Raw genomic sequence first — 21,398 nt, 5'->3', positions numbered from 1 at the left:
TCTGAGACTACCTCTCCTCAGTCTGATCACGAAATACTAATACAACTCCAGTGATCTCGCCCCTCTCATTTACAATTGGAGAGCCACTGTCAGCAATGGGTATCTCCCTATTGTCCTTTGAGATCAGCAGTGTATGATTTGCCAGACCTACTATCTGACCTTCTCTTAATACTTTGCGAACAGGTATCTCAACCTGTTGTCTTGTATCTTCATTGATGATGTTGAAGACTTCTTCAAGCGGTTTTCCCACGGCTTCCTTTTCTGACCAGCCAGTCAGCTTTTCAGCTACATGGTTCATTTGCCGTAAACAGCCGTTAGTATCAGTAGTAATGAACCCGTCACCGATACTATATAAAGTAGTCCTGAAGAGTTCTTCACTCTCCCGAAGAGCCTTTTCTGCAAGCTTGCGTTTAGTTATATTCCTTGCAAAAGAAACAGAGAATAGTTTCCCTTCATACTCAATATAGGTTATAGTAACATCTACAGAAAATACAGTACCATCCTTTCTGCGGTGGATAGTTTCTATTGTTCCAGACTTCATTTGCCGCATTTTTTGCCTGTGTTCAAGCCATTTTTCAAAAGTAAATGTGGGATCAATGTCCAATATAGTCATTCCATATAGTTCCTCACGTGAATATCCCAGTGATTCACACGCATGATCATTCACACTTATTATGTTTCCATCTTCATCAATGCGGAAGATACCAATCGTCGCCTGATCAATAAAGAACTGGTTCAGGCGAAGTTCCTGTTCACCCCTGTTACGTTCTGTTACATCGTTTATGATAGAATAAAGGAGCGTTTTTCGGCTCTGTAGAAATGCTACTTTTGCTTTTATTTTGACCTATTAATTTAAAAAGGATAAATCCCCTGAGTATTACTTTCCACTGAAACACAAAGGGTATGACTATGTTTTGTCTAATAAGTACTTAAAGTTTGTTGATACAGCTTTAGCTGTATCAGGAAAATCTCACCTTTCGATTTATAGTTGCAAATATTCTAAAAGGAAATATACACAACACCAGCTATTGACCTTGATTTTGCTAAAAGAATATCTTAATGTCGATTACAGAAGTATTGTTGAACTTGTAGAATTGATGGATAAATTAAAGTTGAGAATTGGACTAAAACAAGTTCCACATTTTACAACACTTCATAAGTTCATAACTAGACTTAAGTCAGTTATTTTTAGATCGCTATTACAACAAACACTGAAACTCTTTTACTCATATAGTGAGAAAATAGATATTAATGCTATTGATTCAAGCGGGTTTACAAGTGGTCATTGTAGTTACTATTATTCATTTAGAACAGGGAAGAAACGACGATCATTCCTAAAAGTAAGTATTTCTGTAGATACTGATAAATTCATTATCACTGGTTTTACAATATCAGGCAAACCTGTACATGATACAAAACATGCAACCACATTGCTGAAGCAATGTGACAAAAATCGTAAGTCAATTTACTACGTAATGGACAAAGGCTATGATTCTGAGGAGATACATTCTCTAGTAAGAGAAAAACTAGATTCAATAGCCATGATTCCTTTGAGAGAAAGGAAAAGGAAGAAGATAAAAGGTAAATATCGTAGAAGAATGATACAAGATTTTGACAGGGTATTGTATCATGTTAGGAACCTGGCAGAAACGATGTTCTCTGTCATTAAAAGAAAATACGGCGAAGAAATCAAGGCCAGGAAATACTGGAATCAATTAAAAGAGGTTAAAGCCAAGTTATTAATACATAACCTTGACAGATATGTCAAGGTCAGATATATTGTTCAAATGAGCATTTCTACAAAGCCCAAATTTGCCATCATAAAATAAAGTGCATATTTCTACTTTTCAATGAAACTACTTTTTAAATTAGAGATCTTATTCTTTATAAGATAGACAGAATAAACCACTACTAAAATAGATGGCCACATATATAAATAAAGTTAATATATAATTATGTGATCGATATGGCGCGAAAAATAAATTTACTCATAATATTATTTATTTTACTTTCTTTTTTTGCTATACCAACTAATGCAGCAGAACAAAATAATGAAAAAATCCCTGTCCTTATCAGCTTCAAAGGAAAAGCTGATGCAGCTATTTTAGAGGCAAATGTGGAATCATTGGAATCCCAGGGAGGAGAAATCAAATACGAATATACGATTGTCAATGCAGTAGCCGCAGAGCTTCCTCAAAAAGCAATTGATGCTCTGTCAAAGAACCCAAATGTTGATTTCATTGAACCTGATTATGAAATTCATATAATGGAAGCTGATGGCCAGATCCAGGCGGATGAAATTCCCTGGGGGATTGCCAGAATAAATGCAATCAACGCGCAATCTGCCGGATTTACCGGAAAAGGAATCAAGGTTGCTGTTTTAGATACAGGTATTGATTACACTCATCCTGATCTTAAAGTAAATTACATTGGCGGATATGATTTTGTTAATGTTGACAATTACCCGATGGATGACCATGGCCACGGAACCCATGTTGCTGGAACTATAGCTGCTCTTAACAACGGTGTAGGCGTGATTGGAGCAGCTCCGCAGGCACAATTATATGCTGTAAAGGTTATTGGAAGTTCAGGTTCAGCTTCATATAGTAATCTCATAGCTGGAATCGAATGGGCAGTTAACAACAATGCCGATATCATTACTATGAGCCTTGGAGGTACAGTTTCTTCATCTACGCTTCGGGAAGCTTGTGATAATGCTTACAGCAAGGGAATTGTACTAGTGGGAGCCGCTGGCAATTCCGGTAGTAATGTAGTTTATCCTGCGGCCTACGACTCAGTAATAGCTGTATCTGCAATTGATACAACTAACACAAGAGCTTCATGGTCATGTTACGGCTCTGAAATAGAACTCGCTGCACCTGGAGTGAATATAAAGTCTACTGCTCTTGGAGGTTCTTACGAGTATATGAATGGTACAAGCATGGCTACTCCGCACGTTACAGGAACTGTAGCTTCACTGCTGAGCAGCAAAGTCACAGCTACCAGTTATGACCTCAACAAAAATGGAGAATGGGATCCGGCAGAGATCCGTTCAAGGCTTCAGAGTACAGCAACGGACCTCGGTGCCTCTGGAAAAGATGACTATTATGGATACGGTCTTGTGAATGCTTATGCAGCTATTAAAGACCTTGTACCAATTGATGATAATCTGCCGATTGCAAACGCAGGTGCAGATCAGACGGCAACGGTTGGATCAACTGTAAACTTTGATGCCAGTGCTTCCACGGATGATAAAGGTATAGTATCTTACTCATGGGATTTTGATGCAGCAAATGGAATTACATCTGAAGCTACGACCGTGAGTGCTACGAAAACATATACTGCAGCAGGTACTTACACGGTGACTCTGACGGTCACAGATACGGCAGGACAGGAAGCAACAGACACGCTACAGGTGGTTGTTAGCAGTCCAACCAGTACGGTCTCATATACACCTGTTTATGACAATAGATTGCGTTCAGACACTACAAACACTGTGCTTTCCGCAACCACTTATCTTGATATCGGAAAGAGTGCAGCAATTGCCAGAGATGTGATGATATTTGACCTGAGCAGTTACAAGACAACTGATACAATATCAAAGGCAACTCTCTCACTATACTGGTATTATCCAGCTGGCAAGACACGCACTTCTGATACTGTAGTTGAAGTTTACAGACCGGTTGAATGGGATCCAAAGTATGTGACCTGGAACTCAAGAGTATCAGGAACTCTGTGGAACACAGCAGGAGGAAACTGGTATGATAAGAATGGCGATGCACAAGGAAGTACACCATATGCAACTCTGACCTTCCCGGCAAGCACTGTGCCTGGAAACAAATACTATGATTTCGACGTTACTGAGCTTGTGCAGCAGTATGTTAACGGCAAATACAAGAACACTGGATTCTTCCTGAAAGCCAATACTGAGAATGGAAATTACATTGCATTCTACGGCTCGGAATATTCAAACTCAGCAATGAAACCAAAATTGACTGTGACTACATCGTCTGGTTCAACTCCAACAGATAATCCACCGATTGCTAACGCAGGTGTCGATAAGACGGCAACAGTTGGCTCAGCTGTTACCTTTGATGCCAGTGCTTCCACGGATGATAAAGGTATAGTATCTTACTCATGGGATTTTGATGCAGCAAATGGAATTACATCTGAAGCTACGACTGTGAGTGCTACGAAAACATATACTGCAGCAGGTACTTACACGGTGACTCTGACGGTCACAGATACGGCAGGACAGGAAGCAACAGACACGCTACAGGTGGTTGTTAGCAGTCCAACCAGTACGCTATCATATACACCTACTTATGACAATAGATTGCGTTCAGATTCTACAAACACTGTGCTTTCCACAACCACTTATCTTGATATCGGAAAGAGTGCAGCAATTGCCAGAGATGTGATGATATTCGACCTGAGCAGTTACAAGACAACTGATACAATATCAAAGGCAACTCTCTCACTATACTGGTATTATCCAGCTGGCAAGACACGCACTTCTGATACTGTAGTTGAAGTTTACAGACCGGTTGAATGGGATCCAAAGTATGTGACCTGGAACTCAAGAGTATCAGGAACTCTGTGGAACACAGCAGGAGGAAACTGGTATGATAAGAATGGCGATGCACAAGGAAGTACACCATATGCAACTCTGACCTTCCCGGCAAGCACTGTGCCTGGAAACAAATACTATGATTTCGACGTTACTGAGCTTGTACAAGAATATGTAAGTGGTGAATATGAGAACACTGGATTCTTCCTGAAAGCCAAGACTGAGAATGGAAATTACATTGCGTTCTACAGCTCGGAATATTCAAACTCAGCAATGAAACCTAAGTTAACTGTAACAAGTTAACTGGAGAAAAATAAATATGAGCGAGCGGGGATTCGCTCTACTTACTTTTTTAGATTATACTTTTGAATGGATGTTGATAGACGTATGTAAAATTATCTCGTTTATAGATATTTTATGGGATGAGTTTACTTTCGATCTCTCAAAAATTAAATTCACTTTCCCAATCAAAATCTGCAGCATCCTCATACCATTTAGGCCAATGCTCACACCATTTTGGGACAATACATTCCTTTACCCGTTCACTTAAATGATATGGCTTAATATCTAAGACAGGGGTTCCTTCTTCAGAGTCGATGTAAGGAGTGTAGATTCTGCATTTATCAATATCAATTTCTTGAACATAAATATTTGTAATCAAGACTGGATTCGGTCTATATTCTGAACGGGTCGCAAATACACCTAATTCTTCAGGTCCATTTTTATAAGGTTTCTTATTCACTAGTATTTCACTTCTCTCATCATCAGCAGACAAGTTTCCCCACCAAACGATCTGCAAATGGCTAAAACCTTCAAGATTAGTTAAGCCTGATTTGTATTTCTCATCGAGCTCGATAAAAAACCTTCCATTTTCAGATTTTACCTTTCCAATTTCTTTAAGAATTATTTCTTTTACCATTCATTCACATCCTCTAATTGAATTATGAAATCAATGATCCACTCTTTTTCAGCTTTTAATAGACAGATCCTTCTGGTTGCCAGTTGAATATAAGAAAAATCACAAGCATGATCCTCTAATTTCTTTTCTAATACTTTGTAACATTCTATCATCTCATCAAGAGATTTCGAATATTCATTTAATCTCAGAATAGCATCCTTTTTATTTAATAATTTTAAATTGGATAAAGCTATATCCACTGGATATTTTGAAGGTTGCCAAGCAGAAACTAATTCTCTAATTCCTTCTTTTAAAACTTGTATCCCTTGTGGAGTAATTGTATAAATTTTTTGAGATACATTGTTTTCAGAAAGTCTAATCTCACTTTCTATTGATCCATTCCGCTCTAACTTATTCAAGAGTTTATACACTGATGACATGGAAATTTCGGTCCAATATCGCATATCCCTTTCTTTAATATCATTTTCAATTTCATAAGCATGCTTGGGTTTCTCATTAACCAGTCCCAATAATGCCACTTCTTTAGACGATATTGTCATAATACAATATAGTAATAGTACAACATAGATAAATATTCCGTGAGAATATAGTTCTTTAAGAAAAAGGAACCTATAGAAATCCTATTGAGATCAGTATCTATAGACCATATTTTCCGAAAATAATCACGATTCGGGCAACATATAGAAGTTCTATTGACTTGCATAACTGTTTGCATAGAGGATTTCTACAGAACCCAAAAATCAATAGTAACTGGAAGGTGTTTCCTTCCAGTTGTCGGGTGCATCCCCTGTTTGGGCCATTACATCAACGAAATATTCGTCATTGTAATAATACCAGAGTTGTATGACGGGATATGATTCCGTAGTGAACTGGTAGTAATCGCCATTGTATTCATCGCCTGCCACCACTTCATCTTCTTCCTCATCATAGTAAGGACCCATGGTAGCATCCAGAGGGAACCATTCTCCATCCTCGTAGACTTCTACCCAGGCATGGCCGCCTGTAACTCCATCAAAGTTGACGTATCCAAGAGCAACTCTCACTGAGCTTCCATTATACTCTCCTGAAGCTATCAATAGTGAAGCTAAAGTGTTTGCCTGCTCCTCACAATCACTGATTATAGTTCCGGGAACAGGGTTAGACGAATAATACGGTGTTTCACTTAGGAACTCTGCAGGATATAACCATGCTTCGTCTTCATCATTTAACAGTGAATCTGAAACCCATATCCAGGAAAGTGCTGCCTCATATATATCGTACTTGTCTTCAAGATCATTATCTTCAATATATTCGAGCACTGTTTCATTATCCGGTGTTACATACATCTGGAAATGGTAATCCGCATCCAATAGAACTGTGTTTCCTTGCAGGAACCGATTAAGTTCATCCCTGCTCTGCACATCCTGGACGAACTGTGACCTGTCAGCAAATAACTGTTCTTGGTCGTTCTGGAAAGAAGGCTGCTGTACTGCCCTCTGGGGATTTTGCATCATTCTTCCCGGAGATCCAGAAGATTGTGAGTTTCCGGAAGGCATTGCTCTTGTGCCCCTTGTATCACCGCTTATAAATGCTCTACCGTTAATAAAGGATGCACCCTGTGTATCATTAAGTGAAATAGACTGTACGTTCTCCACATTCTGTTCTTGCTGTTCATTTGAAAAAGCACTCGCATATCCTATTACAAGGGCACAAAATATTATACCGTATAGCAATAGCCTCTTCATTTGATCCACTCCTTAAAATTCAAACAATTGAGATATTAAAAAAAGGTATGATCACTCATACCTCAAAGCATCTACAGGTTTCATTTTTGATGCCTGGAATGCAGGTACTACACCTGATATCACACCTACCGCCACTGCGACGGTAAGACCAAAGGCAGTAAGACTGGGAGACAAACTTACTGACACTGAACCTCCCATCATCTGCATTCCCAAAAGTGGGAACAGAGCAGTGACCATGGAACCAACAATGACACCCAGTACTCCTCCTACGAAACCCACAAGTGCAGAGTTTACCATGAATATCATAAGTATATCCCTGTTAGTTGCACCGATGGCTTTCATAGTACCTATCTCCCTTGTCTTTTCCATTACAGACGTAAACATCGTGTTGGCAATTCCTACAGCACCTACTACAAGAGATACTCCTGCAATAGCAGCCAGGAATAATGTCATAGATTCCATCATTTCCGAAGCTGTTTCTACCATAGATGCAGATGTACTGACAGAGAAGTCCTGGTCTTTTTCCGTCACATGACGGGAAAGCATCAGCTTTTCTTCTATTTCTGCAGAGACATTCTCAGCGATGTCCATGCTCTCAGCCTTGACAATGATAGTATCGTATACATCAGGCTCTGCATCTTCTATCAGAGACACTGCTGCATCGATGGGCATGATAATAGAATTATCACTACTACCTCCTTCTGATTCCAGTATGCCTACCACACGGACAGACTTACCGCCTATGGTCAGTACCTGGTTAAGTCCTACTTCATTGTCAAATACATCTTCTGCAACTCCGCTTCCTATGACAGCAACGTAGTTATCCGAAGGCTCCAGCAATCTGCCTGATTCTACAGTCTGTGTAGTAGCATACTGCCACACCTGAGGATCTACACCTGTGATACTAAGCTCTGCTTCTTCTCCCAGGAAGTATACATCTTCTTTACCCGAGATCTGACCATACATGTATTGGATACCATCTACGGACTTCAGAGCCATGATATCTTTTTTAGTGAGGTTGGTGTCTTCTGAAGAGGACGAACTTCCACCACCTCCACCACCTCCCGGCCCCATTGCCATCATGGCTTTTGAAGATCCGGGGGAAATAGTAATGGCAGTAAGGTCCATTTCAGAGAGCCTTTCTTCCATGTCCTTTTGCATATTCTCGCTCAAAGACATGATACCTACAACAGCACCTACACCTATGACTATGCCTATAATGGTGAGCCAGCTGCGTATCTTGCTATGCAGCAGGATGGAAAGAGCCATTTTGAGATAGTTGCTGTTCCTCATTGTTAATTACCTTCTTTCTTTTTACCACGGTGTAAGAGTGCAACTGCTTTATTAACTACAGCTGGGTTCTCTCCATACTTTCTTCTGTGGTACACAACATATCCTGATGCAAGTACTACTGCTATCACAGCGATGTACGTATAAGTTGAGCTGGAAGAGCTTTGACCTGGCATTCCACTCTGGCCTGCTGTTGCAGTTGCTGCATTACTGGATTGTGATAATTCTACCGATTTTTCAACTGTGTTCCTTTGGCCTGCAGAGTCAGTGTATTCTATCAAAACTTTGAGATCACTACTGGCAGTTGAATTCGTTGAAGAAGCTGAAGCGCTCCCACTGGCACTACCTGGTGCACCACTTGGCATACCTCCTGCTCCCTGCTGGGATACTGTGAAAGAGGCAATTGTATAGTCTCCTTTTTCCAGGTTACCTACAATTGTAGATGAACTGCCTGATACAGTATAACCGTCCTGTTCGGGAATAGAGACTTTTACTGAATATGCTTCATTGTTACCTACGTTAGCTATTGAGAATGATACCTCTCCATCAGAATTATCGGAGAAAGCAACATCAAAATCAGTACCTCCGCCTACAAACAAACCTGCAGTTGTTGTAATTGTACTGACGTTAGAGTTGTAGTCCTCAACCTCCAGAGTAACATCCAGCTGGTAAAGACCTGGATCTGCATTCACATCAGCCATTACTATATAGCTGACAGTCACAGATTCATTGGCAGCAAGATAACTGATGTACTTGGTATTATCTGAGTACACAGGTAAGATTGTACCAGTGGAATCTACCCAGGATATTTTCATGTTCTTCAATGGAGAACTTCCGGTATTTGTAACCACGAAATCAAGCTGTTCTTCAGTAGCGAAATCTATATTGGACTTACTTATAGTCACTACCTGAGCGTATTCCTTGCCTCTTACTTCAATATCCAGTGTAGTTGTTTTGGTAGCACCGCTTGAATCTGTAGTTACTATATCCAGCTCATAGGTACCTGCTGGTACATCGGCATCTACTTTCAGCTTCAATTTTACTGTTGCTGCGTCATCATCATCCTGTCTGGCATTGAGATAGGATATTGTTTTAGTTAGTGATTCACCACTTACCTGGGAGAATGGATATTCAGGTTGTGCTGTCAGAACTATGTTCTTAAGATCCTCATTTCCAAAGTTCTGCACACTAAGAGTAAGTTCAACTGTTTCACCTGGTCTTGCAGGGTTTGGAGTTTGGCTGATAATATCAACACTAACCCCGGTAGCATCCACGTAATCGCTTGCTGCCGAAGCAGTTGCGATGGGGAATAACATTAAAAGTATAAATATCAACAATCTTTTCATTCTAGTCACCTTAATTGTTTTTTTCTTCTATTGATTCGATTAGTCCATCCCTGATGTTAACAACTCTTTCAGCATATCTGACGAGAGTGACATCGTGTGTTACAATGATAATTGTTTTTCCTTTTTTCTTGTGTAAGTCATACAGAAAATCAAGAATATATGTTCCTGTTTTGCTGTCAAGGTTACCTGTGGGTTCATCTGCCAGTATTATATCTGGATCAACAGCTAAAGACCTGGCAATAGCAACTCTTTGCCTCTGACCACCGGATAGTTGTGATGGCAGATTACGTGCTTTTGGAGATAATCCCACCAATTCTAATAGTTCAGTGGCTTTCTTTTTAGCAAATGAAGGGTCTACTTCCTGAAACTCAAGAGGGAGCATTACATTTTCAAGAGTGCTCAGAGTAGGGATCAGGTTAAACTGCTGGAAAATGAAACCTATCATTTGCCCTCTTATGGTTGCCAGCTCAGACTCACCAAGGTGCGAGATGTCTTTCCCATTGAGAAAAACAGTGCCTTTACTTGGTATGTCAAGGCAGCCCAGCAGGTTCATCAAAGTACTTTTTCCGCTACCGCTTGGACCTAGTATGATCACGAACTCGCCTTTAGATATAGTTAGATCAATACCCTTTAAAGCCGCAAATTCTGTCTCACCCATCTGGTAGATCTTCCAGACGTCCTCCAGTTTAAGGAGGGTAGATGGGTTAGTATCATTATTCGAACCTTCAGCAAAATTATCAGACATAAGGTATTCTCCTTATTTTGAGTCCTTGTGATATGAAAGGGGTGAAGCTGAAACCTGTGCATTATTGGACAGGCTTTTCACCATATTCCATGTTAGCAGATTTAACTGCCTTTTATCAAGGATATCATAATTTTTGAATCCGTACTTTTTAGTCACTTTACCTCTCCAATAATATATCATATCTATAAAGTATTGGATGCTTAATATTAATATATATTTACCAGACACGTGTTTATAGTCCCTTTTACCTGATCCTTCGTAATGGAGGCATCCACAGGAGAGTGAGATGCCTCCTTTACACCTCCTTTGTGTGGTAATCACACATAGGATATGGGGGATGGCTGTGTTGGGTGGTACGCTTGCCAGCATGTTCCTGGCAGCAAAACCCCTTTTAGTATTTTATAATAAAAACATACTTAGAGCTTAAAGAGAAAATTCAAATTAGTTTTTGAATTCAAACTTTTATAGACCATTGTAGGCAAGAATAACCTTTAAATGAAAACAGAATCTCACATAGAATCGCTATAAAGGATTATTCTAGGAAAAAACACAAAAAAAGAAGATTAAATCTCAAGACTGCTGATCTTGTTCCACAAGTAGAATAACGTTTCCTCTGCCCCTTTTGAACTTCTGGATCATGCCTCTCTTTTCGAGATCAAAGAGCATGAGGCTCACCTTGCCCTCAGAGTATTTGAGCTTGCTCCTTAGATCCTTTTGAGTCATTCTTCCTCCCTGAGAACGAATAATGTCCAGTATTTCCTGAAGATCAGCTGGTATTGGCCCTTTAGGAATATCATCTACAGTAATTGTTTCGGTCTGTTCTGGCTCAGTAATGACCAATTCAGTTGAATCATCAGATGACTCCTCTGAATCTATTTCAGATTCCTCGGATCCGACTTCCAATTTTTCCACAGATTCGGGGAGCTGGACTGGCTTAGGAGTCAAAATGACTTTTTCTTCGACTTTATCGTGTTTTACAACATGATGTTTTTCAATAGGAGTGGTTTTCTGACCTGTTGAATGTTTCAATAAAATAAATGCAACAAGAAGTATGGAAATTGTTATAAGAAGAGTATCTGTTGAAATAGAACTGGTTTTACTTGCAGTCACATTCTGAGAAATAGTAGACTGACCTAAAGAAGAAACATTACCAGAACCATTAGTAGAAGTTGTACTTTGATAATACTCTGGGAATAAGAGAAGATCAAGCACATAGTTACCGTCATCAGTAATATTTATTAAATCCTCTGCATAATAAGAAAGAGTACTGTCTTCAAAATAACTTGCTGTTATCTTATAATTTCCCTGAGGTAGCTCAAAGGAATAAGTTCCATATGTACACACCATAGACTGTACAGGGGTGGAGTTAACTTCCACAATTACATTTTCCAGTGGTTGGAATGTATTCCATTCGTATACTACTCCATGAATAGTTGCACCTGCACTTGCTGTCATTAAAAGTGGAAGGACGAGCAAGATGGTGAATATAATTCTACGGGAAAATGCCTTCATTGAACACCAATATAGATATAGGGGCTATTAATAGTTCTTCTTACTGTAGGTAGTTGCCATTGCATTTCACTCGAATTGCCATCCTGACATGTTATACTGTAGGTACCGTTACCAAAGAGATCAACTGTACAAGTTCCATTTACATTGAGGGAAATTTCATTTGCTTCTATAATGAATGCCGATCTTTGTGCGGAAATTTCCACATCAGCATCAACTAACTTATAATAGGATAAACGATCCTCACCTTTTTGTGACTCTTCATAGTCATATTTCCCTACGATATTGATAGGGTATTCCGGGCCCTCTGGGAAACCTACTATATACAGAATACCGTCTTTTACGGAAAGATTAGCGTTTAAATTACCTGCTAGGAGAACCCTGCCTTTGCCAATTGCGGAAAGATTACAGCCTTCGCCTAATTCAATATGCCCAGGGAGCATCTTTTTGACTTCGTTGAAAATCTCGGATAAGACGGAATTCGATTTTTTCAGGCTTTCTCGTGAGAGTTCTAAATATAATTCCTTTTCCAGTGCCTGACAATCCGGATCCGAGCAATTGTCATGCCCCTTATCTGCAAGTTCACGATAGGTTCTAGCACTGGAAATCAAAGCTTTGTACTCTTCCAAAAGAGACTTTAGTTTTTGAACATCTTTGCCCTCTTCCTCAAAGCTCGTTATTTTAGATTCCAAATCTTCTGATATAATATCAGCTTCAGAGAGAATATTGTTGAACTCCTCGTTTTCATCCCTTATCACAGGATGAACACCAGGATGTTCCGGCCCAATACTGTCAGGAGATGGAAGAATACCCAGATATGTCGGAACAAGACTATAAACACTATATTTATAGCCAGGCCCGTTGCCCTCAGAAGGAGACTTATCTGCACATCCACCTGCAATTGTAGCTAAGACAATTGTAAATATAAGCACTATAGCCTTGTGATTCATGTGATTCATATACCTATATTTTAGCCTGGTCGTGTCTGTCCCATTCGGAACCTCTTAACTGGCGCCAGTACGCCAGTCAATAAAGGCATTGAACAATATAAATATGCTTGAGAGACTTGTATGTAGCCGTTATAATAGAAAACAGAGATACTATTATTTATACTTTTTTTGAAGATATGAAGCTTTATAGAACATTCATTTAAGGAAATATTTGATTGAGGCAGATAGATTGATGATTACAGGATATAAAATACTGATTAAGACTATTAAGCTCAGAAATGTGCATATTATTTCCTAAAATGTATCAAATTGATCCAATTTTTAAGTAAATGCAATCTAATGTATTGATGACTAGTTGATTGTGTATTTTCCGAATCTTAGAAGAAAGCAGGAAAAAGGATTATAAAGGAACTTAGAGTAATGAAAACTCGAATAAATCTTTTTTTCGAAGAATAAAGGCTTATTATCTCTTTGATTGCTAAGTATCTTTATATGATTCATAGAGAATCCAGCAATTATTCCAACAGATTAGCGGTTGGACACAAAGAATTGGGAGGAAAATACACGCAAAAAAAAATAATAAAATCTATAGCTGTCCTTTCAGTGGCTATGATGGTTGTATGCATGATACCAGCCACATTAGCTGCACAGAATGACAGCCAGCAACAGAGCATGCAGGAAATTGTGCATGGAAAGAAGATAAATAGCAGAGGTCCAGCAGGATTCTCTCTGGACAATGAAACTTTTGAAGTACAGCAGGAAAGAATGCTGGAACAAATTAATGATACGATCTCAAAGATAGAAGCAGGAGAGATAGAAGATGAAAATGTAACAGTGGAAATGCTGGATAATGCAACAACTCAATTGGAAGAAGCAAAAACAATAGTTGAGAATGCAAAAGAAGTAGAAGATCTGAGGGAAGCAGCAGAACTAATGCACTCAGCAATGGAGACACTTGGAATAGAACCGGAAAACAGACATGGAATGTTCCGAGAGGAGGAATCCTTTGAGACACAGCAGGAAAGAATGCTGGAGCAGATCAATGATACGATATCATTCATCTCATTAATAAACTCCGGAGAAATCGACGATGAGAATATCACAGCAGAAATGCTGGAGAACGTAACAGTTCAACTGGAAGAAGCAAAAACAATAATCGAGAATGCACAAGATGAAGAGGATCTGAAGGAAGCAAGGGAACTTGTCCATTCAGCAATGGAAACACTTGGAATGGGGCCTGCCATGATGGACAAGCCAGAAAATTTTCCAGAGGATGAAACTTTCGAGACACAGCAGGAAAGGATGTTAGAGCAAGTGAACAACACCATCTCAAAAATAGAGGAAGATATCGAGAATATAGACGAACTGGACAATGAAAATATCACAGAAGAGATGTTGACCACTGCACTCACACAACTTGAGAAAGTAAAGACGCTCATCACCAATGCAGAAGATGAGGAAGGCCTCAAGGAAGCAGTGGAACAGATGCACTCTGCTATGGAAGAACTTGGAATCAGACCAACTAATGAGAGAAGAATGAAGCCCAGGCTAATGGAAAAGGCAGGAATTGCTCCTGAAAATGAATCTTCTGAAGCCTGATATCCAAGAGGATCGAAACAGATAAAACCGAATATATTTTGCATGAGATGCCCTCAACTGGGCATCCGTGCTATATGTATGCAAATTATGAAAAAACGGAGATTTATCAAATCCCTATAATAGGAGTGGAAAAAGGGACATGCATACATTCATACTTATTTAGAAGTACCTTTAAGCCAAATTCATGAGACTAAAAAAGTTCTTAATAAAATAGTCTTAATCATTATTTTGCCAGGAAGGCTCACGATAGATTAGATGAGGGGGTCTTCACTACTTATCTTATGCAGTAAGTAAATATATTGAAAGAATAATTATATCTCCATTCAGAGGTTAATATGTCGTAAATAAGCGCAGTATATGCTGCTGGACAGGAGATCCAATGATAGTTAGGAACGAAAAAGATGTCAAAGAAACCATTGAAAAACACAATGTGAGATTCATACGCCTGCAGTTCACAGATATACAGGGTGTGGTCAAAGATGTGGAAATACCTGTAAAGCAAATAGATAAAGCACTTACCACTGGTATCAGCTTTGACGGCTCATCAATAGAAGGATTTGTAAGGATATACGAATCCGACATGCTGCTTAAACCCGACGTAACTACATTTGCACTACTGCCATGGAATAATGGGAAAGGACAGGTAGCACGTATTATATGTGATGTGTACCAGACAAATGGAGAGCCTTTCAAAGGAGACCCACGCTATGTGTTGAGAAAGGTTACTGAAAAAGCTGCAGAAATGGGTTTTACATTGAATGTAGGGCCTGAGATGGAGTTTTTCCTGTTTGAAAGAGAAAATGGTAATGCTACTACCACACCACACGATTATGGTAGCTACTTTGAATTTGCACCTACAGACATTGCTGAGGACATAAGGCGGGAAATAGTACTTGCACTTATGGACCTAAACTTTGATATTGAAGCTTCTCACCATGAAGTGGCCTTTGGTCAGCATGAGATCGACTTCAAATACGGAGATGCTTTGACAATGGCTGATAATGTGGTCACATTCAAGTATGTCGCCAGGACGATAGCCAAGCTGAATGGACTACATGCAACATTCATGCCAAAACCCATAGCTACTGTCAACGGTTCCGGTATGCACGTCAACCTTTCCCTTTCAAAGGATGGAAAAAATGCTTTCTATGACCCTGATGCAGAGATGCAGATAAGCGACACTGCAAGGTATTTCATCGCTGGTGTTCTGAACCATGTCAAAGCTATAACATGTATAGCAAACCCTATTGTGAACTCGTATAAAAGGATAATACCAGGCTATGAAGCACCCGTATACATTGCATGGTCTGGTGCGAATCGTAGTTCCCTTATACGTATACCTGCTCCAAGGGGAAACAGCACCCGCGTGGAACTGAGAAGTCCTGACCCATCATGTAACCCATACCTAACTTTTGCCGCTATATTGGCAGCCGGTCTTGAAGGAATTAAGAATAAAACTGCACCAAAGCACATGGTAGATTACAATATTTTTGATCTGAGCGTCAAAGAACGTGCTGAACAGGGTATTGAAAGCCTGCCTGGAACACTATTTGAGAGTGCAAATTATCTGGAACAGGATGAACTTCTCAAGAAGGTATTGGGTACACATGTGCATGAAAACATATTGAATATTGCAAGAGCAGAGTGGGATGCATATAAAGTGCAGGTGCACGATTGGGAAATAGAAAGGTACCTAAACAGAACTTAATGGTACATGCAAATAAAAGTAAGAGAAGCTGGGCGGGAGGATTACCATCCTCTCTGCCAGTTCATTGAACTTGTGGACAATGATTTTTATCCTCCTCTTAGCAGGAGAGGCAATGGCATAGAGCAAAGGGTTTGGGACTGTCTTTCTGGTCCTGATTCCTATTATCTGATCGCAGAGGATGATACTTGTATCGAAGATATAACTGGAAAGATTTTAGGAGTTATTGGCTGTAGCAAATATTGGAAAAGCGAGAATGATGCATATATAAATCTAATGTGTGTGCATCCTGAATTTAGGAAGAAGGGCATTAGTAAAATCCTATGCGAAGAACTTGAAGGCAGAACTGTTGCTGAAGGCATCAGAAAACTCTACGTTTGCACTTGGTCTACAAATGTTGCAGCTATGCAGTTTTATCAGGTTAATGGGTTTATACCATACTGTATAGTTAAGAATGACCGAGGTAACGGAGTTGATACTATTCATTATAGGAAAAGAACTGTATAAAAAAGAGAAATAACAGCGACAACTTTATCCCACAAGCTGTCTTATCCCAATGGCTACATTAAAATTGGATATACGGTGTCTATCAGCATGGTTAGGAACGACGAGGAAGTGGATAGACACCGCAACCATAAAGGTGATGTTATTGTTTCTTCTCCTGCTTTCTTGCAAGTTTACGAGTTGAGAGTTTCTCTATAGCCTGCATGTCCACATCTGAGCCTTTCGAAAGCAAACCATTCTCTATAGCGTTTTCTACAACTGCCTTGCCTGCAGAACTGCGTACTATGACCGTTGTATAGCCTTTGGGACTGCCTACAGAACCTGCAGAAATATCTGAACCAATAGCAGTAAAGTCAGTACATACCTTACAACCGGGTCTGACACATTCATCAATTTCCTTTAGAGGTATCACTGTAAGACTCCCATCCCTCATGGTGATCTCCAGCTTACCTTTAACATCAAAATGAACAATGTCCATAGGTTCGATACTGCGCTCTTTGATAAGCTTGTCTTCTACAAGTTTCTCGTAATCGAAGGTCTCTGTACAGAACAAACCAACCACTAAACGGACAGAACGCTTAAATGGCCTGAGCAGATCGTGATCGCTATCAAGCATTTTTCTTACGGCCTGAACAACGCAGGGAACACCTACGATGGCAACACTTCTATATTTGCGAGTGATGACAGCCTCTTTCAGAGAAGATACCAGTGGCACCCACCAGTTATAGCGGCTTCCTGCCTGACTTATAAGAGCATCTTCAGATGTGATAACAGTAGACGATGGTTTAAGTGTCCATGGGTCTTCTTCCACTGTTACAACCGCATCGATCAATCCTTGCTCAAGTGCATTCACAAGAATAGCTGTAACAGCTCCACCGCTCTGCTTTCCCGGGATGAGGATATCTGCTTTTGCAGAAAAGATATCAATATACTTGCCGAACATCTCAGTTGGTGCAGGATCTAGCCTTGGGCAGGTTGCATAACATGCACCGCATGGAACCCCGTCAACAACTTCCTTACAGTATCCATTGTTAAAGGGGCGCGTGGATTCTTCCCCTGTTTTGAAATAAATGGCATCTGCCGGACATACGGCCACACATGCACCACATGCTGCACATATCCCTGTATCCCATACTTCAGCCTTAAGATCAAGATAATTTTTACCCATTTATATCACTCCCATGTATACTTGCCAGCAAAAGGCCTGCTACTTGATGGAACTATACGAGTATAATTCGTGTTCATCAAAGGAGCGGGATCGATATTGAACTTTGAGCAGAAGTCTTCTATCACTGGTGACAAACGTTTGAGGTCACTTTCAGTGAACTCGACCTTCTTCGCACCTACTCCCAGAAGCCTGTCTGGCACATCTCCACGGATAATGATCTCTCCACCATGAATACCGCTGCCTATGCCCCTGTCCTGCATAGATGGTTCTTCACCCATACAAAACATCATAATAAGACCTCCTGCCATGTATTCACCAAGGAATGCATGAGAAGTGCCACCTATGATCAGCATTGGCTTCTTAGAGTCATACTCTTTCATGTGGATACCGCCACGATATCCGATATTGCCCCTAATGTACACTTTGCCGCCGCGCATACTGTGAGCTACAGCATCACCTGCACTGCCGTGAACAACGAGCATACCACCATCCATAGTATTGCCGGGAGCATGCTCACAATTCCCGTAAACCGTACACTCCGGGCCGTTCATGAACATGCAGAGATCTCCGCCGGGGATACCATTAATAGTGAGTTTTACATCACCTCTCAGGCCATTGGCGATAAAGCGCTGTCCAAGTACGTTATTGATCTCAATTTCCTTTGCCCCGGCAGCTACAGCCTCGCGGACCTTCTTATTGAGGGGGGTGTAATGCATACCTTTTGCATCGATGACTACTTTTTCCATTTTTATGCCCCCACAGAATTAACATGAAGCACTTTCAGCATGCCTTCATCCAGCATATATCCACGCAGACGTTCGCGGTTACCTCTCAGGCTTTCAATACTATTCAAGCCAGCAGCGCCCATCAGTTCACTGAGTTCCAGTGTCCAGGCATGAATAAGATTGGCGACGTTCTGAGCTCCGATTTCAGGATCTAGGCGGTCAACGAGATCTTGCCTCTGGGTGGCGATACCCCATGGACACAGATTACGGTAGCAGTTACCACATACCCTGCATCCAAGAGAAATCAATGAAGCTGTTCCTATGTATACTGCGTCTGCTCCCAGAGCAATAGACTTTGCAAGGTCTGCGCTATTGCGTATGCCTCCACTGGCAATAATAGAGATTTCATTCCTTACACCCTGATCATTCAGCTTCTGGTCTACAGCTGCAATAGCAGCTTCTATGGGTATACCTACATTATCTCTGAACACCTTGGGAGCTGCACCAGTACCTCCACGGAAACCATCGATCACCACTGCATCAGCCGAAGAGCGGGCAATACCTGCAGCTATGGCAGCTACGTTATGCACAGCTGCGATTTTCACGAATACAGGCTTTTTCCATTCAGTAGCTTCTTTAAGACTCCTGACAAGTTGTGCCAGATCCTCTATACTGTAAATATCATGATGCGGTGCCGGACTGATAGCATCAGATCCAAGAGGGATCATACGGGTGCAAGATACATCAACACATACCTTTTCACCGGGGAGATGACCACCTATACCGGGCTTTGCACCCTGGCCGATCTTTATTTCAATAGCTGCACCACGTTCAAGGTAATCAATATCTACACCAAAACGGCCTGAAGCTACCTGCACAATGGTATGGTCCTGATAAGGATGCAGAGCTTTATGAAGTCCACCCTCACCGGTTCCCATGAAAGTTCCCATCTCAGTCACTGCCTTTGCCATGCTTAGCTGGGCATTAAGGCTGATAGCACCATAGCTCATGTGACCTATCATAATAGGTGTCTCAAGTTTCAGGTTGGGAGCAAGTTCGGTGGCAAGTTCCACATCACCCAGATCATTCTTTTTGAACTCAAGTCTTGAGGGCTTCTTACCAATATATGTACGCAACTCCATGGGCTCTCTTAAAGGATCGATACTTGGATTAGTTACCTGGCATGCATCCAGCACCAATTTATCGAAAATGATAGGATAATCAAGCGCATTACCCATACCTGCAAGGATTATCTTTCCAGTACGAGCCTGGTTGATTATATCCTCCCTGGCCTGAGCTGTCCACAGTGGGTGACTGCGGTAATCCACAGGTCTCTCCTGAAGTGAGATCGCATCCCTGGGACACATGGAGATACAACGGTGACATGCAGTACATTTGCGGGAGTCTACAAGGATTTTGTCACCGTCCACCCTGTAAACACCATATGAACAATTATCCACACAACGCATACACTGCATACACTGGTCACGGTCAATACTGACCTTATAGCGCATTGGCACACTTCCAAGGGTCATGCAATAACCCTCCCTATAACTGGTTCGCCTGCTCTGGGCATATGGATATTCTGCACATTTGGATCCATAATTCTAATAGCAGCTTCTTCACTCGAAATATAAAGTTTATCGCCGTTTTCCCCAACTACCATTGGACGAAGCTTGATACGGTCAGTAAAACCTACTATTCCCTGATTCGTAGCTACAACTATGGCGAAAGGTCCATTCATCTGGGCAGCCCCGTATGTGAGGCGCATTGCATGATTGATCTTCTGTTCTCTTTCAGGCATTTCATCGATCTCATCCCAGAAAGGAGGAGCTAACGCCTTGACAACCATGTCACCCGACAGACCATGACGGCGCCCAAGAAGGTCAAACAGATAAGCTACAACTTCAGTATCTGTGAACATTGTGCACTTGTACCCATTGCTTTCCACATACCTCTTGTTAGTACCATAAGAAGTGATCTCACCATTGTGAACCACTGACCAGTCAAGGAGATTAAAAGGATGAGCTCCACCCCACCATCCGGGAGTATTTGTCGGATAACGGTTATGTGCAAGCCATATATAGCCCTTGTAATCCTGTATACGATAGAAATCTGCAACATCTTCCGGCCAGCCAGCGGCTTTGAACACACCCATATTGATACCTGAAGAAAATACCAGAGCACCCTCTATACGGGAGTTGATATCCATCACCAGAGTCTTCACAAGGTCGTCTTCGGGTGTAGAACTACCTACCATAAGATCTTTGTGAGGCCTGTAGAAATACCGCCATGGTATATGCTGCTTTTTCAAACCCGGTTGTTCATAGGTGGGGATCTCTTCCTGATGGATTATACGTCCCCACTTTTCCAGCAGATCATCTACCTTCTTTTTAGGCTCTATGAGATTGTCATAGAAAACATGAAGAGCATAACAATCTGGGAAATCGGGATATATGCCATAAGCTACATAACCCGCACCTTCTCCACTTCCTCGTTCATTCATTAGGCTGAGGGCCTTTTTAATACCTGAGCCGTCCATTCCAGACCTGCTCCGGTCTATTACGCCTATAATTCCGCACATATTAACCACTAAGAATTGTTTTTTGGAGATATATCAATTGACTTTTGTAGACTTAACCAT

Annotated in this window: 21 protein-coding genes; 7 read left to right on the top strand and 14 right to left on the bottom strand. The window is 40.9% G+C overall.

The window, feature by feature from the left end; all coding sequences use genetic code 11:
* Window positions 1–7: 7 nt before the first annotated feature.
* The gene (locus ACC612_RS09635) at window positions 8–673 is read right to left on the bottom strand and encodes a PAS domain-containing protein (protein ID WP_371854348.1); all 666 of its coding nucleotides are present in this window, start codon (window positions 671–673) and stop codon (window positions 8–10) included.
* On the opposite strand from ACC612_RS09635, the gene ACC612_RS09630 reads away from it, so the two are divergent.
* The 3 genes from ACC612_RS09630 (at window position 656) to ACC612_RS09620 (ending at window position 4,873) form a co-directional block, all read left to right on the top strand.
* Window positions 656–817 carry a hypothetical protein gene (locus ACC612_RS09630; protein ID WP_371854316.1) on the top strand — a complete coding sequence of 54 codons (162 nt, stop codon included), beginning with the start codon at window positions 656–658 and terminating at the stop codon, window positions 815–817. The genes ACC612_RS09635 and ACC612_RS09630 overlap by 18 nt on opposite strands.
* Window positions 818–914: 97 nt before the next feature.
* Window positions 915–1,829 (top strand): IS5 family transposase, encoded by a 915-nt coding sequence (locus ACC612_RS09625; protein WP_371854315.1) that lies wholly within the window; start codon window positions 915–917, stop codon window positions 1,827–1,829.
* 137 nt (window positions 1,830–1,966) lie between these two features.
* Entirely contained in the window at window positions 1,967–4,873 is a 2,907-nt protein-coding gene (locus ACC612_RS09620; protein ID WP_371854314.1) for a disaggregatase related repeat-containing protein, read from the top strand.
* A 139-nt stretch (window positions 4,874–5,012) separates the two neighbouring features.
* Here the strand turns inward: ACC612_RS09620 and ACC612_RS09615 are convergent, their stop codons facing one another.
* From ACC612_RS09615 to ACC612_RS09585, 7 genes are all read right to left on the bottom strand, one after another.
* Window positions 5,013–5,489 carry a TrmO family methyltransferase gene (locus ACC612_RS09615; RefSeq protein ID WP_371854313.1) on the bottom strand — a complete coding sequence of 159 codons (477 nt, stop codon included), beginning with the start codon at window positions 5,487–5,489 and terminating at the stop codon, window positions 5,013–5,015.
* The gene (locus tag ACC612_RS09610; RefSeq protein WP_371854312.1) at window positions 5,483–6,028 is read right to left on the bottom strand and encodes a PadR family transcriptional regulator; all 546 of its coding nucleotides are present in this window, start codon (window positions 6,026–6,028) and stop codon (window positions 5,483–5,485) included. The genes ACC612_RS09615 and ACC612_RS09610 overlap by 7 nt, the downstream gene beginning before the upstream one ends.
* Before the next feature lie 201 nt (window positions 6,029–6,229).
* Window positions 6,230–7,213, bottom strand: coding sequence for a transglutaminase domain-containing protein (locus ACC612_RS09605; RefSeq protein ID WP_371854311.1), 984 nt, complete (start codon window positions 7,211–7,213; stop codon window positions 6,230–6,232).
* 51 nt (window positions 7,214–7,264) lie between these two features.
* The gene (locus tag ACC612_RS09600; RefSeq protein WP_371854310.1) at window positions 7,265–8,506 is read right to left on the bottom strand and encodes an ABC transporter permease; all 1,242 of its coding nucleotides are present in this window, start codon (window positions 8,504–8,506) and stop codon (window positions 7,265–7,267) included.
* A 2-nt stretch (window positions 8,507–8,508) separates the two neighbouring features.
* Window positions 8,509–9,849 (bottom strand): COG1361 S-layer family protein, encoded by a 1,341-nt coding sequence (locus ACC612_RS09595; protein WP_371854309.1) that lies wholly within the window; start codon window positions 9,847–9,849, stop codon window positions 8,509–8,511.
* Window positions 9,850–9,859: 10 nt separating this feature from the next.
* Window positions 9,860–10,594, bottom strand: coding sequence for an ABC transporter ATP-binding protein (locus ACC612_RS09590; RefSeq protein WP_371854308.1), 735 nt, complete (start codon window positions 10,592–10,594; stop codon window positions 9,860–9,862).
* A 12-nt stretch (window positions 10,595–10,606) separates the two neighbouring features.
* The gene (locus ACC612_RS09585) at window positions 10,607–10,750 is read right to left on the bottom strand and encodes a hypothetical protein (RefSeq protein ID WP_371854307.1); all 144 of its coding nucleotides are present in this window, start codon (window positions 10,748–10,750) and stop codon (window positions 10,607–10,609) included.
* Window positions 10,751–10,880: 130 nt separating this feature from the next.
* Here ACC612_RS09585 and ACC612_RS09580 point away from each other — a divergent pair, with 130 nt between their 5' ends.
* The gene (locus ACC612_RS09580) at window positions 10,881–11,021 is read left to right on the top strand and encodes a hypothetical protein (RefSeq protein ID WP_371854306.1); all 141 of its coding nucleotides are present in this window, start codon (window positions 10,881–10,883) and stop codon (window positions 11,019–11,021) included.
* 143 nt (window positions 11,022–11,164) lie between these two features.
* Here ACC612_RS09580 and ACC612_RS09575 read toward each other — a convergent pair whose 3' ends face one another.
* On the bottom strand, window positions 11,165–12,049 hold the full coding sequence (locus ACC612_RS09575; protein WP_371854305.1) for a helix-turn-helix transcriptional regulator: 885 nt from the start codon (window positions 12,047–12,049) through the stop codon (window positions 11,165–11,167).
* Between the two features lie 53 nt (window positions 12,050–12,102).
* Complete coding sequence (locus ACC612_RS09570) at window positions 12,103–13,053, bottom strand: hypothetical protein (protein ID WP_371854304.1); 951 nt, start codon at window positions 13,051–13,053, stop codon at window positions 12,103–12,105.
* Window positions 13,054–13,545: 492 nt separating this feature from the next.
* On the opposite strand from ACC612_RS09570, the gene ACC612_RS09565 reads away from it, so the two are divergent.
* The 3 genes from ACC612_RS09565 (at window position 13,546) to ACC612_RS09555 (ending at window position 16,864) form a co-directional block, all read left to right on the top strand.
* Window positions 13,546–14,652: a hypothetical protein gene (locus ACC612_RS09565; protein WP_371854303.1), complete on the top strand. Its 1,107-nt coding sequence runs from the start codon at window positions 13,546–13,548 to the stop codon at window positions 14,650–14,652.
* 379 nt (window positions 14,653–15,031) lie between these two features.
* Window positions 15,032–16,360, top strand: a complete 1,329-nt coding sequence (gene glnA / locus ACC612_RS09560) for a type I glutamate--ammonia ligase (protein ID WP_371854302.1) — start codon at window positions 15,032–15,034, stop codon at window positions 16,358–16,360.
* 6 nt (window positions 16,361–16,366) lie between these two features.
* Window positions 16,367–16,864 carry a GNAT family N-acetyltransferase gene (locus ACC612_RS09555; RefSeq protein ID WP_371854301.1) on the top strand — a complete coding sequence of 166 codons (498 nt, stop codon included), beginning with the start codon at window positions 16,367–16,369 and terminating at the stop codon, window positions 16,862–16,864.
* 139 nt (window positions 16,865–17,003) lie between these two features.
* Here the strand turns inward: ACC612_RS09555 and ACC612_RS09550 are convergent, their stop codons facing one another.
* Genes ACC612_RS09550 through ACC612_RS09535 form a run of 4 tightly spaced genes read right to left on the bottom strand, consistent with a single transcriptional unit; the run spans window position 17,004 to window position 21,338 of the window.
* Window positions 17,004–18,029 (bottom strand): Coenzyme F420 hydrogenase/dehydrogenase, beta subunit C-terminal domain, encoded by a 1,026-nt coding sequence (locus tag ACC612_RS09550; protein WP_371854300.1) that lies wholly within the window; start codon window positions 18,027–18,029, stop codon window positions 17,004–17,006.
* Between the two features lie 5 nt (window positions 18,030–18,034).
* Window positions 18,035–18,775 carry a hypothetical protein gene (locus ACC612_RS09545; protein ID WP_371854299.1) on the bottom strand — a complete coding sequence of 247 codons (741 nt, stop codon included), beginning with the start codon at window positions 18,773–18,775 and terminating at the stop codon, window positions 18,035–18,037.
* Window positions 18,776–18,777: 2 nt separating this feature from the next.
* Window positions 18,778–20,289, bottom strand: a complete 1,512-nt coding sequence (locus ACC612_RS09540; protein ID WP_371854298.1) for a glutamate synthase-related protein — start codon at window positions 20,287–20,289, stop codon at window positions 18,778–18,780.
* Window positions 20,286–21,338, bottom strand: coding sequence for a glutamine amidotransferase family protein (locus tag ACC612_RS09535; RefSeq protein WP_371854297.1), 1,053 nt, complete (start codon window positions 21,336–21,338; stop codon window positions 20,286–20,288). Before ACC612_RS09535 ends, ACC612_RS09540 begins: the two co-directional genes overlap by 4 nt.
* Window positions 21,339–21,398 lie beyond the last annotated feature (60 nt).

The sequence above is a fragment of the Methanomethylovorans sp. genome (genome assembly GCF_041447285.1).
Lineage (GTDB): Archaea > Halobacteriota > Methanosarcinia > Methanosarcinales > Methanosarcinaceae > Methanomethylovorans.
Note: the sequence above shows the minus strand (reverse complement) of the source record. Positions and strands in the feature narration are given on the sequence as shown.